General features: G+C 69.9%; 15 protein-coding genes. 2 read left to right on the top strand and 13 right to left on the bottom strand.

Features of this window, described 5'->3' with window-relative positions; genetic code table 11:
- Positions 1-5 precede the first annotated feature (5 nt).
- The 10 genes from VGZ23_10300 to erpA all read right to left on the bottom strand — a co-directional run bounded on the left by VGZ23_10300 (position 6) and on the right by erpA (position 9,641).
- Complete coding sequence (locus VGZ23_10300; GenBank protein HEV2357983.1) at positions 6-875, bottom strand: 2-oxoacid:ferredoxin oxidoreductase subunit beta; 870 nt, start codon at positions 873-875, stop codon at positions 6-8.
- Positions 868-2,634, bottom strand: a complete 1,767-nt coding sequence (locus tag VGZ23_10295) for a 2-oxoacid:acceptor oxidoreductase subunit alpha (GenBank protein ID HEV2357982.1) — start codon at positions 2,632-2,634, stop codon at positions 868-870. The genes VGZ23_10300 and VGZ23_10295 overlap by 8 nt, the downstream gene beginning before the upstream one ends.
- 80 nt (positions 2,635-2,714) lie before the next feature.
- Positions 2,715-3,497: a DUF169 domain-containing protein gene (locus VGZ23_10290; protein HEV2357981.1), complete on the bottom strand. Its 783-nt coding sequence runs from the start codon at positions 3,495-3,497 to the stop codon at positions 2,715-2,717.
- Between the two features lie 71 nt (positions 3,498-3,568).
- A complete protein-coding gene (locus tag VGZ23_10285) occupies positions 3,569-4,645 on the bottom strand; it encodes an Mrp/NBP35 family ATP-binding protein (GenBank protein ID HEV2357980.1) in 1,077 nt (358 codons plus the stop codon).
- 238 nt (positions 4,646-4,883) lie between these two features.
- On the bottom strand, positions 4,884-5,699 hold the full coding sequence (locus tag VGZ23_10280) for an SRPBCC family protein (protein ID HEV2357979.1): 816 nt from the start codon (positions 5,697-5,699) through the stop codon (positions 4,884-4,886).
- Positions 5,700-5,728: 29 nt separating this feature from the next.
- A complete protein-coding gene (locus VGZ23_10275; GenBank protein ID HEV2357978.1) occupies positions 5,729-6,730 on the bottom strand; it encodes a methionine synthase in 1,002 nt (333 codons plus the stop codon).
- Positions 6,727-7,698, bottom strand: coding sequence for a methylcobamide--CoM methyltransferase (locus VGZ23_10270; protein ID HEV2357977.1), 972 nt, complete (start codon positions 7,696-7,698; stop codon positions 6,727-6,729). The genes VGZ23_10275 and VGZ23_10270 overlap by 4 nt, the downstream gene beginning before the upstream one ends.
- A gap of 19 nt (positions 7,699-7,717) precedes the next feature.
- The gene (locus VGZ23_10265) at positions 7,718-8,860 is read right to left on the bottom strand and encodes an acyl-CoA dehydrogenase family protein (GenBank protein HEV2357976.1); all 1,143 of its coding nucleotides are present in this window, start codon (positions 8,858-8,860) and stop codon (positions 7,718-7,720) included.
- A gap of 140 nt (positions 8,861-9,000) precedes the next feature.
- On the bottom strand, positions 9,001-9,264 hold the full coding sequence (locus VGZ23_10260) for a NifU family protein (GenBank protein HEV2357975.1): 264 nt from the start codon (positions 9,262-9,264) through the stop codon (positions 9,001-9,003).
- Positions 9,264-9,641, bottom strand: a complete 378-nt coding sequence (gene erpA, locus VGZ23_10255; protein ID HEV2357974.1) for an iron-sulfur cluster insertion protein ErpA — start codon at positions 9,639-9,641, stop codon at positions 9,264-9,266. Before erpA ends, VGZ23_10260 begins: the two co-directional genes overlap by 1 nt.
- A gap of 206 nt (positions 9,642-9,847) precedes the next feature.
- On the opposite strand from erpA, the gene VGZ23_10250 reads away from it, so the two are divergent.
- The gene (locus VGZ23_10250; protein ID HEV2357973.1) at positions 9,848-10,312 is read left to right on the top strand and encodes a secondary thiamine-phosphate synthase enzyme YjbQ; all 465 of its coding nucleotides are present in this window, start codon (positions 9,848-9,850) and stop codon (positions 10,310-10,312) included.
- Positions 10,313-10,325: 13 nt separating this feature from the next.
- On the opposite strand, the gene moeB is transcribed toward VGZ23_10250, so the two are convergent.
- Positions 10,326-11,483 (bottom strand): molybdopterin-synthase adenylyltransferase MoeB, encoded by a 1,158-nt coding sequence (gene moeB, locus VGZ23_10245; GenBank protein HEV2357972.1) that lies wholly within the window; start codon positions 11,481-11,483, stop codon positions 10,326-10,328.
- A 317-nt stretch (positions 11,484-11,800) separates the two neighbouring features.
- Between moeB and VGZ23_10240 the strand changes: the two genes are divergently transcribed.
- Positions 11,801-12,832 carry an NAD(P)/FAD-dependent oxidoreductase gene (locus tag VGZ23_10240; GenBank protein HEV2357971.1) on the top strand — a complete coding sequence of 344 codons (1,032 nt, stop codon included), beginning with the start codon at positions 11,801-11,803 and terminating at the stop codon, positions 12,830-12,832.
- Between the two features lie 20 nt (positions 12,833-12,852).
- Here VGZ23_10240 and lipA read toward each other — a convergent pair whose 3' ends face one another.
- On the bottom strand, positions 12,853-13,719 hold the full coding sequence (lipA, locus tag VGZ23_10235; protein ID HEV2357970.1) for a lipoyl synthase: 867 nt from the start codon (positions 13,717-13,719) through the stop codon (positions 12,853-12,855).
- 1 nt (position 13,720) lies between these two features.
- The coding region (locus VGZ23_10230) for a dihydrolipoamide acetyltransferase family protein (GenBank protein HEV2357969.1) at positions 13,721-14,748 on the bottom strand (1,028 nt) is incomplete at its 5' end.

Genomic DNA, 14,748 nt, shown 5'->3' with positions numbered 1-14,748 from the left:
TGCCTCTAGAAGAACTCCCGGCGCAGCGCATCGGCCTGCGCCGCCGTGAGCGGCGCCAGCGTGCGCTTGGCGACCGGGCCGGCCTTCAGCTCCGTCACCTGGTCTTCGTACGTGGGCTCGCCCTGCGTCTGGTACAGGATCCCGATCGGGATCTTGTCCCCCCACTCGTGCGCCTTCTGCCACGCCGCCGTGCGATCAGCCACATCGTGTCCGGACTCGTCGAGCTTGTACACGCGCTCCCGGTAGAAGTCGTAGGTGTTGATCTTGTTGTAGATGACGCACGGCTGCAGGACGTCCACGAGCGCGTAGCCCTTGTGGTGAATCGCCGCCATGATCAGCTTGGCGAGGTGCTTGGGATCCCCGGAGAACCCGCGCGCGACGAAGGTCGCACCGCCGTTGATCGCGGTGGAGAGCGGGTTGAACGCGACCTCGATGCTGCCCTCGGGCGTCGTGCTGGTCTGGAAGCCCCGCGGGCTCGTCGGCGCGTACTGGCCCTTTGTCAGCCCGTAGACCATGTTGTTCTCGGCGATGTGCACGATATCGGGGTTGCGGCGCAGGATGTTCATGAAGTGGTTGCCGCCGATCCCGTAGCCGTCCCCGTCGCCGGTGACGCAGATCACGTGCAGGTCGTGGTTGCCCAGCTTGGCGCCCATGGCGATCGGGAGGGCCCGGCCGTGAATCGTCGTAAACGCGTTGGCGTTCAGGTAGTCCGGCAGCTTGCTGCCGCACCCGATGCCGGAGAAGAACATCACCTCGTGCGGATGGATCTCGAGCTGCGCGAGCGCGCTCTTCACCGCGTTGAGAATGCCGTAGTCCCCGCAGCCGGGGCACCACGTCACTTTAATCGGGCTGTTGTAGAGCTTCTGATCAAGCATGGACTTTGGCCTCCTCGAGCTTCGCCAGAATGTACTCCGCCGACAGCGGCCGGCCGTCCCAGCGCAGGATCATCCGGTCGGCGCGGCGGCCGGTCATGGCCCGGACGAGCTGCGCGAACTGCCCGGTCTGGTTGCCTTCCACTGCGACGAGCTGGCGCGCCGCCTCGATCAGCGGCGTCGCCTTGGCCTCCGGGAACGGCCAGATGTCGACGAAGTGCAGCAGGTTCGCGCGCCGGCCCTGCGCGTTGAGCAGGTCGACCGCTTCGCGCATCGCGCCGTAGGCGGCGCCCCATCCCATCAGTGTAATCTCCGCCCGCTCCGGCCCGTAGATCGCCGGCGCCCGCAGGTCCTCGACGATGTTGTGGAATTTGCGCATGCGCTTGCCGGCCATCCGGAGCCGGTTGGCCGCGTCCTCGTCCTCGAAGTGGCCGTACTCGTCGTGCTCGTCGCTGCACGTCTGCTGCAGCGCCTTGGGATGCCCGGCGAACGCGCGCGGCGACACCCCGCTCGGCGTGTCCTTGTAGCGCAGGTACGGCTCGCCGAGCCGCTCCAGCTGCTCCGCCGTGAGGACCTCGCCGCGGTCGATGGTCACGCGTTCGATTGGGAACTCCGACGAGGGCAGCGTGCGCATGGAGTTGGTCAGGTAGAATTCCGTCATCACGATCACGGGGCACTGCCACTTCTCCGCCAGGTTGAACGCCCGCGCCGCGGCCTGGAAGCATTCTTCCTGCGTGCCGGGCGCGAGCACGATCCGCGGGAACTCGCCCTGGCCGGCGAACAGCGCGAACAGGAGGTCCCCCTGCTCGGTCTTGGTCGGCATGCCGGTCGACGGGCCGGGCCGCTGCGCCTCCACGATCACCACCGGGACTTCCGCCATGCCGGCGAGCCCGAGCGCCTCCGTCATGAGCGCGAACCCGCCGCCGCTCGTCGCGGTCATGGACCGTGCGCCGACGTTGCCGGCCCCGATCGCGAAGCAGATCGCCGCGATCTCGTCCTCGGTCTGCTTCACGACGATGTCGTACTTGCGTGCGTGCGACGCCATGAACTCGAGCACCGAGCTTGCCGGCGTCATCGGATAGCCGGAGATGAACCGGCAGCCGGCGGCGATGCTGCCGACAGCCAGCGCCTGGTTGCCGTTGATCAACATCCGGTCCGGACGCTCGGCCAGCGGTTTGATCTTCCAGTCGAAGGACTTGGCGTACCGCTCGCTCGCGAGCCGGTACCCTTCCTGGGCGACCTTGAGGTTGCCCTCGACGACCGCGTCGCCCTTGCGCTTGAAGTTTTTCTTGATCACGTCGGCGATGAACTCGAACGGGTACTCGACGATGCCGGCGAGCGCTCCCAGGCCGCAGGTGTTGGCCATGATCTTGTTCCCGCCGACCTCCTGCGCGACCTTGGAGAGCGGCATGCTGAACGGCTGCGCCCCGCCTCGGGCGACCGCCTCCGTGTCGACCTTCAGGCCCTCGTCGAACAGCAGCGCGCCGCCGCGGACGACGTGCGGCCCGTAGTCGGTGATCGCTTCGGGGCTGAACGCCAGGAGGACGTGGACGCCCTCGTGATGGCTCCAGAGGGGCTGCTCGGCGACGCGGATCTGGAAGAAGTTCAGGCCGCCGCGGATGCGGGACATGTACTCCGGATACGTATGCAGCCACAGCCCGCCGTGACTGAGGGCCTGGGCGAACCCGGCCCCCCCGGATTCGACGCCCTGGCCGGCCTCCCCGGCGAGCCGGATCGACAGATCGTTGACGAACTTAGCCACGCTCGGTCACCCCCGTTGAAGGTCGGGCGTCCCGCCCCGGCGCGCCGTTCTGGTGGAACGGCCCGGACCGGTCGGCCCCCTCACTTTCGCTCCTCGCTGGAGTCCCACATCGCGTCGAGCCGGCGATACTTCTCCGGGAACTCGCCGGTGTACCGCAGATACGCCGGAATGGGGTAGCGGATGCCGCCCCGCTGCGTGCCGCGCAGGCCGGCCACCAATTCCCCGGCGCGCGCCCAGGGAAATGCAAATGCCATCTCATGGTCCTCGGTCTGTCCGTAGATGCGGTCGCCGTAGCAGGGCAGGATCACCTGCGGCTCGCCGCTGTGCATCGTCTCGATCACCGCGTCGGCACAGTCGAGCCGCGCCGAGAAGCTGCTCTGCAGCCGGCCGCCCCGCCGGTAGAGGGCCGCCGCGACCAGGCGCATGACCTGCGCGGAGTTGCCGTAGACGAGGCCGACCGCCGGCTCAAACGCCGCCCGGCCGAGCGGCCCGATCAGGATCCGCTCGTACTCGCCGAGCGCGAACTTCGGCACCGCGGCTTCCGTCCGCACGGCCGCCTCCGGAGTTTCCACGTACATGCCGCACGCGAGGTTCCCCTCGGCATAGTACGGAAGGACCGGCTCGAAGCCGAAGGCCGTCTTCGCGAGCGGGCAGCTGAGGTCGTCTCGTCCCACGCCGAGCGTCCAGCCGTAGCGGCGCGCGATCGAGAAGGTCTGGCAGATCGCCACCTTGATGCCGAGGTCCGAGGGCCGGCGCACCTTCTCGGGCAGGGCCTCACCGGGACGCAGCATCCGGATGCCGAGCGGAAATGTCTGCGGACGGACATGCTGCTCGATTTCGGCGTTGACCTCTGCCGGCGTCATCGCAACCCGGCCGGCGTCGGCGTCATCCGAACCGCTCCCGCCGGGCTCAACGGCGCGGTCTGCTCCGGCCATCAGTCGCGCAGCAACGCGTCGGCGATCTCGTAGAACACCCGCGCCGACGCGGCGTCGGGTGCCACCGCCGTGACCGGCCGGCCGCGGTCTCCCGCCTCGCGGATCGCCGGATCGAGCGGGATCTGCCCGAGGAGCGGGGCCTGCACCAGGCCGGCCAGCCGCTCGCCTCCGCCCTTCCCGAAGATGTAGACCGGCTCCGCCCCCGGCGCCGGCAGGTAGTAGGACATGTTCTCCACGACCCCGACGACGGGCGTGTTGACCTTCTCCGCCATGCGGCCGGCGCGGTAGGCCACCCCGGTCGCCGTCTCCTGCGGCGTCGTGATGATCAGCATCTCCGCGCGCGGCAGGGTTTGCGCGATGGTGAGCGACACGTCGCCGGTCCCCGGCGGCAGATCGATCAGCAGGTCGTCCACGTCGCCCCAGTACACCTCGCCGAGGAACGTCGTGATCGCCTTGTGCAGCATGGGGCCGCGCCACATCACCGCTTCGTTCTCGTCCACCAGGAAGCCGATCGAGATCACGCGCACGCCCCAACGCTCCAGCGGGATCATCATCTGGTCGATCATCGTCGGCTTGCCGCTCACCCCGAGCATCTTCGGGATGCTGAACCCGTAGACGTCGGCGTCGACGATGCCGACGGTGCGTCCGCGCCGTGCCAGCGCCACGGCGAGGTTCGTCGTCACGGTGGACTTGCCCACCCCGCCCTTGCCGCTGGCGACGGTGAGGATGCGGGTCGCGGACGTGGGCGACAGCAGCGGGGACTGCCGCTGCGGACCGGGGCGCAGCTGCGCCATCAGGCCTTGGCGCTGCTCTTGCGTCATCACGCCGAGCTGGACGTCCACCGTGTCGACGCCGGGCAGGGCGCGGACCTTCTCACGGATCGACTCGGTGATCGTCTCCCGAAGGGGACAGCCGCTGATCGTCAGCAGCGCGTCGACCCGGACCGCGCCGTCGCGAATCGCGATCTCCTTGACCATGTTGAGCTCCACGATGCTCTTGTGGAGCTCCGGATCCATGACGTCCCGCAGCGCGTCGAGCACCTGCTCGCGCGTCACCGCGATCGAACGTGCCGCCATTCCACGCCTCCTCGCACCTCACGCGTCACCACGCGCGAGAGCCGCCGACCGCGCGGCCTCGGTCGCTCCACATGCCCATGCTCACGCCGGGGACGGCGGCCGGAACTTGCTGCGCGTCGGCGCGCACCGACCGGCCGGTGAGAACAATTCTCACTGCCTACACGAGCATAGTCTCGGGACGGGGCACTGTCAAGCAATGATAGCCGTAAATATCGTAAGAAATCGCATGATCGGGGCGTTACGCGTCCGGCGCACCGTCCGGAGTTGCACCGGCGCCCGCATCACCCCGCCCGGAGGTGCCGCGGCCCCGGCGCCGCCGGCGGCGCCGGCGGCGCCCCGATCCCGGAGAACCGGGTGTGGCGGCCTCCGCCTGACCCCCGACCGGGGGCGGGGTGGCGATTTGGCGAGCCGCCGCCTTCGGAGCGCGTGCCCGGGAGAACGACGATGGGCGGCGGGCCCGAACGGCTTCGGGCGAGAACGCCGTCGCGTCCGCGGGGGCTTCCTGGGGACCGCCGTCCGGCGGGACCGCGTCCGGGCCCGATGGGATCTCGTCGGGCGCCGCATCGCCCCCCTCGGGGGTACCGTCCGCCGCCTCGGCCGCCTTCGCCGAAGGCCGCACCGGCCGCCGCTGGGGCGGACGCCGCTCCGCGGCGAGTCGCAGCCGGTCAAGCATCCGCTCGACGTGCTGGACCAAAAAGTGCCGCGCGGCCTCGTCCGACAGCATCGGGATGCCGGCATCGACGTCCACGCGGCAGCGCAGCACGGTCCCGTCGTCGGACTGTTCGGCCGTGAGCCGCAGGGACAGGCTGCGCAACGTGCCACGCACCTGGACGATTTCGATGCTGTGCGGGGCGCGCGCGGCCGTGCGGACCACGGCCTCAACGGGCAGGCCGGCAAAGTAGCCCCGGAGCGCGAGGAGGGGCTCGCCGCCGCGCCGGTCCTCGACGTCCGCGGAAAGCCAGAGCGGCGCCCCGTATCGCGGCAGGTGTTCGGGGTGCGCCACATGGGCAAAGACGTGCTCGCGGGAGGCGCGGATGAGCCGCTGCGCCTCCACGACGACGACGAGCGGTGGAACGGGCGGCGCTATGCCGCCAGCTCCTTCCGCATTCGGCGCGTCCCCTCCACCATCGCGGCGAGCTTGGCGACCGTTTCGTCGGCCGTCCGCGTCTTGAGGCCGCAGTCGGGCGACACGTAGATCTGCGCCGCCGGGATGACGTCGAGCGTCCGCCGAATGCCGTCGATGATCTCGTCCGGCGTCTCGGGCCGGTGGCTGTGCGCATCCAGCACGCCGAGACCGATGTCCTTGGTGAACTGCGGCGAGCGGAACGTGTCGAGCAGCGCGAAGTCGTCGTTCTTGAGCGCCAGGTCGATCTGGTCCACCGCCAGGCGCAGCATCGCCGGATAGATCTTCGGGACGTCGCCGTAACAGACGTGCGTGACGGTGTAGGCGCGGAGCCCGCGGGTGACGATCTCCATCGCCTCGACGGCGAGCTCGAAGTCCTCTTCGGGCCGCGTGTGAATGGCCGGCTCGTCGATCTGGATGTACCGGGCCCCGGCGCGCTCGAGGTCGACGGCTTCGTCATGGATCGCCCGCGCGAGCTCCATCACGAGTTCCCGCCGCGACGGATAGTACTCGTTGAAGGACCACTCCGCGATCGTGTACGGACCGGTCAGCATTCCTTTGACCGGCCGGGGCGTGAGCCCCTGAGCGAGACGGAACCAGTCGACGGTCAGCGGCCCGCGCCGGCCGACCGGCCGCACGACCACGGGCTTCGGATAGTAGCGGTTGCCGTACGACCGCACGAGGCCGGCGATCTCGAAGCCGTCCATGTGGTCGGCGAAGAACGCCACCATGTCGCCACGGTACATCTCGCCGTCGACGAGGATGTCGATGTCGAGCTCTTCCTGACGGCGGATCCATTCCTCGGTGGCCTGCCGCTCGAGCGATGCGAGTGCCTGCGCGTCCATCTGCCTGCGCGAGACTTTGCGGCGCGCCTCGAGCAAATACGGCGGCTTCGGAAAGCTCCCGACCGTCGTCGTGGGCAGGAGCGTGGCGACGGCCGTGGGCGTGGCGGCGGGGGTCATGCGGCACCTCCGGCGAGGCGCACACCGGCGACCAGCGCCTCGAGTTTGCGGCGGGCGACGCGGCGGGGCAGGAACTCCAGCCCCGCGCTCGGACCGATCACGAGACCGTCCGCCGGGACGATCGCCGCCGCCTTGCGGCACTGCGCCGCCACTTCCTCCGGCGGCTCGAGCCGGGTGTTCCGGGCGTCCAGTACGCCGGCGCCGAGCGTCTTCGTGAACCGCGCCCGGCCGAGGATCTCCCAGTTGCGGGGCGCAGCGACGAAATCCACCCCCAGGACGTCGACCGGCAGATCCAGGATCGCCGGGTACAGGCCGTCGAGGTGCCCGAAGTAGGTGTAGAGGGCGCGGGTGGCGGTCACCCCGTCCCACAGCGCCTCCGACGCGCGCCGGAACAGCGGAAACTGGTCCCGCCGGGCGAGCAGTCCGGGTTCGTCCACCTGGATCACCGTCGCGCCCGCGGCGGCGAGGGCGCGCAGTTCCTTGTTGAGGGCGGCGGCCAGCGCCATCACGAACTGATCGAGCGTCCCGTAGAACTCGTCCTTGCTCAGGACGGCGAGCGTGAAGGGCCCCGTCACCACGGGCTTGACCGGCCGCGCGCTGTGCGACGCGGCGAACTGGTAGTCGGCCACCGTGATCGGCCCGCGCCACCCGATCTCACCGGCCGCGACCGGCTGCCGGTAGTAGACGTTTGTGTCGAAGTACCGCTGCAGCCCGTTGATCGTGAAGCCCGCAAGCCCCCGAGCGAAGTACGTGAACCCGTCCTCCCAGCGAATCTGCCCATCGGTGACGAGATCCAGGCCGGCGTCGGCCTGTTCCGCCAGCACCTCGGCCGTGACCTCGTCTTCGATCCGGCGCAGGTCCTCGCGCGTGATCTCGCCGCGCTGGAGCTTCTCGACGCTCGTGCGCCAGCGCCCCGGCGCCGGGGGGTCGGGAATCTTCGGGTAACTGCCCACGACCGTCGTCTTCACCCGGTGCACCTCCACCCCGTCATGCCAGTGTCTCGCGTGCGATAATCATCCGCTGCACCTCGGACGTGCCCTCGCCGATCTCGCACAACTTCACGTCCCGGTAGATACGCTCGACCGGATAGTCCTTCGTGAACCCGTACCCGCCGTGGATCTGGACGGCGCGGGCCGCGGCCCGGGACGCCGCCTCCGACGCGTACAGCTTGGCCATCGAGCCCGCGAGCCGGTAGGACTCGCCCCGGCCGGCGCGGGACGCCGCGTCCATGACCAGCAGCTCCGCCGCGTCGAGTTCGGTCGCGGTGTCGGCGATCATCCACTGGATCGCCTGGAACTCGCCGATCGGCTGTCCGAACGCCCGGCGGCCGGCCGCGTACTCGATCGACGCGTCGAGCGCCGCGCGGCCGAGGCCGAGCGCGAGCGCCCCGATCCCGACGCGGCCGCCTTCCAGGACCTGCATGGCCTGCGCGAAGCCGTCTCCGGACGTCCCGAGCATCTGCGCCTCGAGGACGGCGCACTCCTCAAAGATCACTTCCGTCGTGTCGCTCGACCGCATGCCGAGCTTGTCCTCGTGCTTGCCGGTCCGCAGCCCGGGCGTCCCGCGCTCGACGATGAACGCGGAAATGCCGCGCCGCCCCCCATTGGGGGGGCCGGTCCGCGCCATCACGACGTAGACGCCGGCGATGCCGCCCTGCGTGACGAAGACCTTGGTGCCGTCGAGAATCCACCGGTCCCCGCGCCGTTCGGCGCGTGTCGCGAGGGCCGCGGCGTCGCTGCCGGCCCCCGGCTCCGTGAGGCACCACCCCCCGAGGAGCTCGCCGGACGCGAGCCTCGGCAGGTACGCCGCGCGCTGCGCCGGCGACCCGAACCGCACGATGTGGCCGGCGCAGAGCGAGTTGTGGGCGGCCACGCTCAGCGCGATGCCGCCGTCGCCCCACGCCAGCGCCTCGATCGCGAGCGCCGTCCCCACCGGATCGAGGCCCGATCCGCCGTCGTCCGCCGGCACGGTCATGCCCCACAATCCGAGCGACGCGATCTTGGGCACGAGCTCGAGGGGGAACGCGTTCTCGGCGTCCCAGCGCCGCGCGTGCGGCCGCAGATCCCGGGCCGCGAACTCGCGCACCGTCCGGTGGATCAGACGCTGCTCTTCGGTGTACTCGACCCGCACCGGCAACTCCGCACGTCATCGCGCCGTTGACGCAAATGAAAAGCCTCCCGTGGGTTCCACGAGAGGCTCAGGGTTCCTCTCGGACGCCGACGCCGGACGCCGGACGCGCGCAGGCCGGTGCGCGGCCGACGACCGCGTTCTTACAACGGGACGGCTTCGACCGCCTTGATCTCCGGCACGCGCTCTTTGAGCATCCGCTCGACGCCGGCCTGGAGCGTCATCATCGAGTACATGCAGCCGACGCACGACCCGGCGAGGCGGATCTGCACCACGCCGTTCGTGATGTCGACGAGCTCGATGTCGCCCCCGTCGGCCTGGACGTGCGGGCGGATCTGATCCAGCACGTCCTGGACGCGTGCGCTGAGCTCGAGGTCGGCGGTGGGTTGAGCCGTCGCCGGGTCCATCAGGCGTTCGCCTCGCTCTTCTCGCCGCACTCTTCCGGCGCGCCGGCCTCCTCGCGGGTATGGAACGAATGCCCGCAGCCGCAGGTCGAGACCGCGTTGGGGTTGCGAATCGCAAATCCCTGCGCCGTCACCGAACTCACGTAGTCGATCTCCGACCCCGCGAGCATGCGGGAGCTCATCTTGTCGACGAGCACCCGCACGCCGCCGCGTTCGAAGACCTGGTCCTCCGCGTCCTGCGCGTCGTCGAAGGTCATGCCGTAGGAGTACCCGTCGCATCCGCCCTGGGTGATGAACACCCGGAGGGCGAGCTTCGGATCGTTCTGTTCGGCCAGCAGTTCCTTTACCTTCGTCACGGCCCGGTCGGTGATCGTGATCATAGAGCCGGCTGCCTCCTGAACGCTGCTCGACTTCGGCGCGGCCCGGGCGCGGCCCGCCGGCCGTCCCTGGTGGTCCGGTTGTCTTGCCACCCGATTCATACTATTCTACGGGCGGCCGGTTTGGTTTGTCAAACCGCACCGGCAATGATACACTCGGCTCGCATCGAACAAGCCGGCCGCGGGTGGGCGGCCTTCGGAGGCGATGGGTGGACATCTCCGGCGCCACACGGACGCTCGCACCGCTCAAGATCGTCGCCAGCACCCTGACCGTCCCCACGATCGGCCGCGTCGGGATCCTGGACCTCACGGAACAGGTGGCGGCCCTGCCCGGCCTGGACGAGGTCACGCAGGGAACCGTCCTGCTGCACAGCCTGCACACGACGACGGCGCTCTTCATCAACGAGGCGCAGGACGCGCTGCTGCACGACATGCGGGACTTCCTCCGCCGGTTGGTGCCGGAGGACGGCGCCTACCGGCACAACGACCCCGCGTTTTCCGATTGCAACCGCGCGAACGCCTGGAGCCACCTGGCGGCGATGCTTCTCAGCCGGACGGTCCAGATCCCGATCGAGCAGGGCCGGCTCGTCCTCGGCACGTGGCAGCGGATCCTGTTCTGCGAGCTGGACGGCCCGCAGACCCGCCGCGTCCACGCGCAGGTGATGGGCGCGTAGCGCGACTGTCCGATCACTCCGTCGGCAACTGCGCGTTGATCCAGGCGAGGATGCCGCCCTTGAGGTTCACGGCTTTGTCGTAGCCCCGGTCGCGCAGGAGGCCCACCGCCCGGCCGCTTCGCGCGCCCGACCGGCAGTAGATGATCGCCGGGGCGGCGGGATCGATCTCGTCGAGCCGCGCGGGCACCTGTCCGAGCGGGATGAGGCAGCCGCCCGCGATATGCGCGTCCTCGTACTCCCAGGGCTCGCGCACGTCGACCAACTGCACGCCGCCGCGGGCGAGCATGGCGTGGGCGTCGACCGGCGTGATCTCCGGGATCGGCTGAACCGCGGCGCGATCGTGTGCCGGCATCCCGCAGAATTGTTCGTAGTCGATCAGCGCGGTGATCGTCGGCGCGTCGCCGCAGACCGGGCAGTCGGGGTTCCGGCTCCACCGCACGACGCGCGTCTCGCCCTCCAGGGCGTCGAAGATCAGCAGCCGGTTGGTGAGGGTCTCGCCGACCCCGAGGAGCAGCTTGAGCACCTCGAGCGCCTGGCGCGAGCCGACGTGGCCGCACAGGGCGCCGAGAATCCCGCCCTCCGCGCAGCTCGGGACCATCCCCGGCGGAGGCGGTGTCGGGAAGAGGCACCGGTAGCAGCCGTGCCCGGGCACGAACGTGGTGGCCTGCCCTTCCCACTTCAAGATGCTCGCGTCGACGAGCGGTTTGCCGAGCAGCACGCAGGCGTCGTTCACGAGGTAGCGCGTCGGGAAATTGTCGCTGCCGTTCACGACGACGTCGTAGTCCCGGATGATGTCGAGCGCGTTGGCGCTGGTGAGCACCGTCTGATAGGGTACGACGGTGACGTCCGGGTTCAAGCCGCCGAGCGTCCGCCGCGCCGAATCCGTCTTGGGCTGGCCGAGCGCCGGCGTCGGGTGCAGGATCTGCCGGTGCAGGTTGCTGAGATCGACCCGGTCGCCGTCGACGATGCCGAGGGTGCCGACGCCGGCCGCCGCGAGGTAGAGGGCCACGGGCGACCCCAAGCCGCCGGCGCCGATGATGAGGACCTTGGAGCGGAGCAGTCTCGTTTGACCCTCGAGGCCCATCTCCTCGAGGATGATCTGCCGGCCGTACCGTTCGAGCTGCCGGTCGGTCAGCAGCGGCGCCTGCCGCTCCGTCACGTTGGTCGCCACCGTGCTATCCCTCCATCACTTCGGGTACATTCGTTTACGATAGGCCCTCCCCGGGGGACTGTCAAGAAACCCGGGGGCCCGTCTCAGGTGCGGACCGCCGTCCGCCCGTTCGCCCTCGCGAAGGGCAAACGCCGGGGCGGCGACGGCGCTTCCCCCGACCAGAGGTCGGGGCAGGCCCGGGCGGAGTCGGGTCGGGACCCGATGCGCGGACCCGCTGCCGGGTCGATTGCGCGTTGCCGGTGCGGTGCTATAATGGCGCGGTGGTGTGGGGCCCCGGCAGGCGGGAGTTGAGGCCCGACAGGCGAGGAGTGCAGGGAATGAGCGCAGACGGCGACCTTTTTGACGTGACGATCATCGGCGGCGGTCCGGCCGGACTCTTTGCCGCGTACTACGCCGGATTCCGCACGCTGCGTACCAAGATCGTCGAGAGCCTCGACGCGCTCGGCGGTCAGGTCACGGCCCTCTATCCCGAGAAGCCGATCTACGACGTGGCGGGATTCCCCCGCATCGTCGGGCGGGAGCTGGTCGACAACCTTGTCGAGCAGGCAGGCCAGTACTCGCCCGCGATCTGCACGGGCGAGACCGTGGAGAAGCTGGAGCGCGCTGCGGACGGCACGCTGCGCCTGACGACGGCGCGGGCGACCCACGCGACCAAGGTCCTGATCATCACCGCCGGCATCGGCGCCTTTCATCCCAAGACGTTCAAGAAGCCCGAGATCGACTCGTTCGACGGGCGGGGGCTCTACTACTTCGTGAAGCGCTTCCAGGATTTCGCGGGCAAACGGGTGCTCATCATCGGCGGCGGCGATTCCGCGGTCGACTGGGCGAACGGCCTCAACGGCGTGGCCCGCTCGGTCACGCTGATCCACCGGCGCGACGGGTTTCGGGCGCATGAAGACTCCGTGCAGAAAATGCTTCACTCCGCCGTCGACGTCAAGGTGTTCTACGAGCTGCGCCGTCTGGAAGGGCAGGACCGGCTCGAGCGGGCGGTCATTTACAACAACAAGACCAACGCCGACGAAACGATCCCGGTCGACGCGGCCATCGCCTCGCTGGGCTTTCTCAGCACGCTCGGCCCGATCCAGGACTGGGGGCTCGAACTTGAGCACGACAGCATCCGCGTCAACACACGGATGGAAACCAACCTGGCCGGCGTCTACGGCGCCGGTGACATCGTGGTGTATCCCGGCAAGGTGAAGCTCATTGCCACGGGCTTCGGCGAGGCCGCGACGGCGGTCAACAACGCCGCGCAGTACATCAATCCGAAGGCGAGCGTCTTCCCGGGACATAGCAGCAGCCAGGACGTCCACAAGCAGAAGACCCCGGCCCCGGTTTCGGCCCCGGCCTAACCGGACAGGGTTGCCCGCCGCTACGTCGCTGCGGCGGCGACCGCCTGCTCGTCCGCGTGATAGCTGCTGCGGACGAGGGGTCCGGATTCGACATGCCGGAAGCCCTGGGTCAGCCCCTCGGCCTTGAGCGACGCGAACTCGTCGGGGTGGTAGTACCGCGCGATCGGGACATAGTCTTTCCCCGGGCTCAGGTACTGGCCGACCGTAAGAATGTCGCACCCGGCCTTCCGCAGGTCGCGCATCGTTGCGACGATCTCGTCCCGCGTCTCGCCGAGCCCGACCATCATCCCGCTCTTGGTCAGCCACCTGGTACCGCGCGCTTTGGCCCGCGCCAGCACCTCGAGCGAGCGCCGGTAGCGTCCGCCGTTCCGCACGGCGGGGAAAAGCCGGGCGACCGTCTCGATGTTGTGGTTGAGGATATCCGGTTCGGCGTCGAGCACGGCGTCGAGCGCGGCGGGGTCGCCTTTGAAATCCGGAATCAGCACTTCCACGGAGCACCGGGACGCCCGGGCGCGCACCAGGCGGATCGTCTGGGCGAACATCCCGGCGCCGCCGTCGCGGAGATCGTCGCGGTCCACCGAGGTGACGACGACGTGCCGAAGGCCCATCGCGGCGACGGCCTCGGCCACGCGCGCCGGCTCGCCGGCGTCGAGCTCGGTCGGCAGGCCGTGCGCAATCGCGCAGTAGGCGCAGTGGCGCGTGCACACGTTGCCGAGGATCAGGAACGTGGCCGTCCGCCGCTCCCAGCAGTCCCCGATGTTGGGGCACCGCGCCTCTTCACAGACCGTGTGCAGCGCCTGCGTCCGCATGACGCCCACGAGGTCCCGGAAATTCGGACCGGTGGGCAGCCTGACCTTGAGCCACTCCGGACGCCGCTCGGCCGCCATCTCAGAACTCCGGGGAATCCCCGACCGGCGAGAACGCTTCGAGCTGCCGCTTGAGGTGGTTGAGGAACTGCATCGCCACCGCCCCGTCGAACGCCCGGTGATCGAAGCCGAGCCCCACGTGCATGATCTCCCGGATGGCGATGCCGTCGCCGACGACGACGGGCCGGCGGATCACGGCGTCCGTGGACAGAATCGCCGCCTGCGGATGGTTGATCACCGGCATGGAGAACACCGATCCGAAGACGCCGGGATTGGTGATGGTGAAAGTCCCGCCGGAGACGTCGTCGAGCGTGAGCTTCCCGGCGCGCGCGCGCACGGAGAGGGCTTCGAGGTCGCGCGCGATGCCGGCGACGCTCTTCTGGTCGGCATCCTTGATCACCGGCACAATGAGCCCTTCCGGGATCGCGACCCCGATCCCCACGTTGATGGCGTGCCGGCACAGCACCCCGTCCGGGGTGAACGTCGAGTTCACGACGGCGATGTCGCGCAGCGCGCGGCTCACGGCTCGAATGACGAACGCGGTCAGCGTGATGTTGATGCCCTCGCGGACACGCCACGCCGTCTTGTGCGCATCCCGGTGCCGCACGATCGCCGTGACGTCCACCTCGACGACGCCATACGCATGCGGGATCTCGCGCTTGCTGCGCGCCATTCGCTCGGCGATGGTCCTGCGCAGCGCGGACAGCGGACGCAGCTCGTCGCCCGGCGCCGTCGTGCGCGCGGCGCCGTCGCCTGCCGCGGGACGCGGCGGCGCCGCCGGCGGGATGCGCGGTGGAGCCCCGGCCGGGGCCGCGGTTCCCGTGGCGCTCCCGCGGGCTTCGAGATGGCGCAACACGTCGTCCCGGGTGATGCGTCCGCCCGCGCCCGTGCCGGGAACCTGCACGAGATCCTCCGGCCCCAGGCCGTGTTCCTCGGCGAGGCGCCGGACGAGCGGCGTAAGCCGAAGCCCTTCCCGGGACTGCGCCGCGCTCCCGGCCGCCCCCGCGGCGGCCGCGGGGGGTAGGCGGGATGGCGCGGGCGCCGCCGGCG

It is taken from the genome of bacterium (genome assembly GCA_035945995.1).
In the GTDB taxonomy this organism is placed as follows: domain Bacteria; phylum Sysuimicrobiota; class Sysuimicrobiia; order Sysuimicrobiales; family Segetimicrobiaceae; genus DASSJF01.
This window is presented reverse-complemented; position numbering and strand designations above follow the sequence as displayed.

Coding starts and splice junctions, on each gene's coding strand:
- erpA (HEV2357974.1), bottom strand. CDS start 9,641: ATGATCACGATCACCGACCGGGCCGTGACGAAGGTAAAGGAACTGCTG.
- VGZ23_10290 (HEV2357981.1), bottom strand. CDS start 3,497: ATGACGCCGGCAGAGGTCAACGCCGAAATCGAGCAGCATGTCCGTCCG.
- VGZ23_10240 (HEV2357971.1), top strand. CDS start 11,801: ATGAGCGCAGACGGCGACCTTTTTGACGTGACGATCATCGGCGGCGGT.
- lipA (HEV2357970.1), bottom strand. CDS start 13,719: ATGGCGGCCGAGCGGCGTCCGGAGTGGCTCAAGGTCAGGCTGCCCACC.
- VGZ23_10275 (HEV2357978.1), bottom strand. CDS start 6,730: ATGACCCCCGCCGCCACGCCCACGGCCGTCGCCACGCTCCTGCCCACG.
- VGZ23_10260 (HEV2357975.1), bottom strand. CDS start 9,264: ATGGACCCGGCGACGGCTCAACCCACCGCCGACCTCGAGCTCAGCGCA.
- VGZ23_10300 (HEV2357983.1), bottom strand. CDS start 875: ATGCTTGATCAGAAGCTCTACAACAGCCCGATTAAAGTGACGTGGTGC.
- VGZ23_10285 (HEV2357980.1), bottom strand. CDS start 4,645: ATGGCGGCACGTTCGATCGCGGTGACGCGCGAGCAGGTGCTCGACGCG.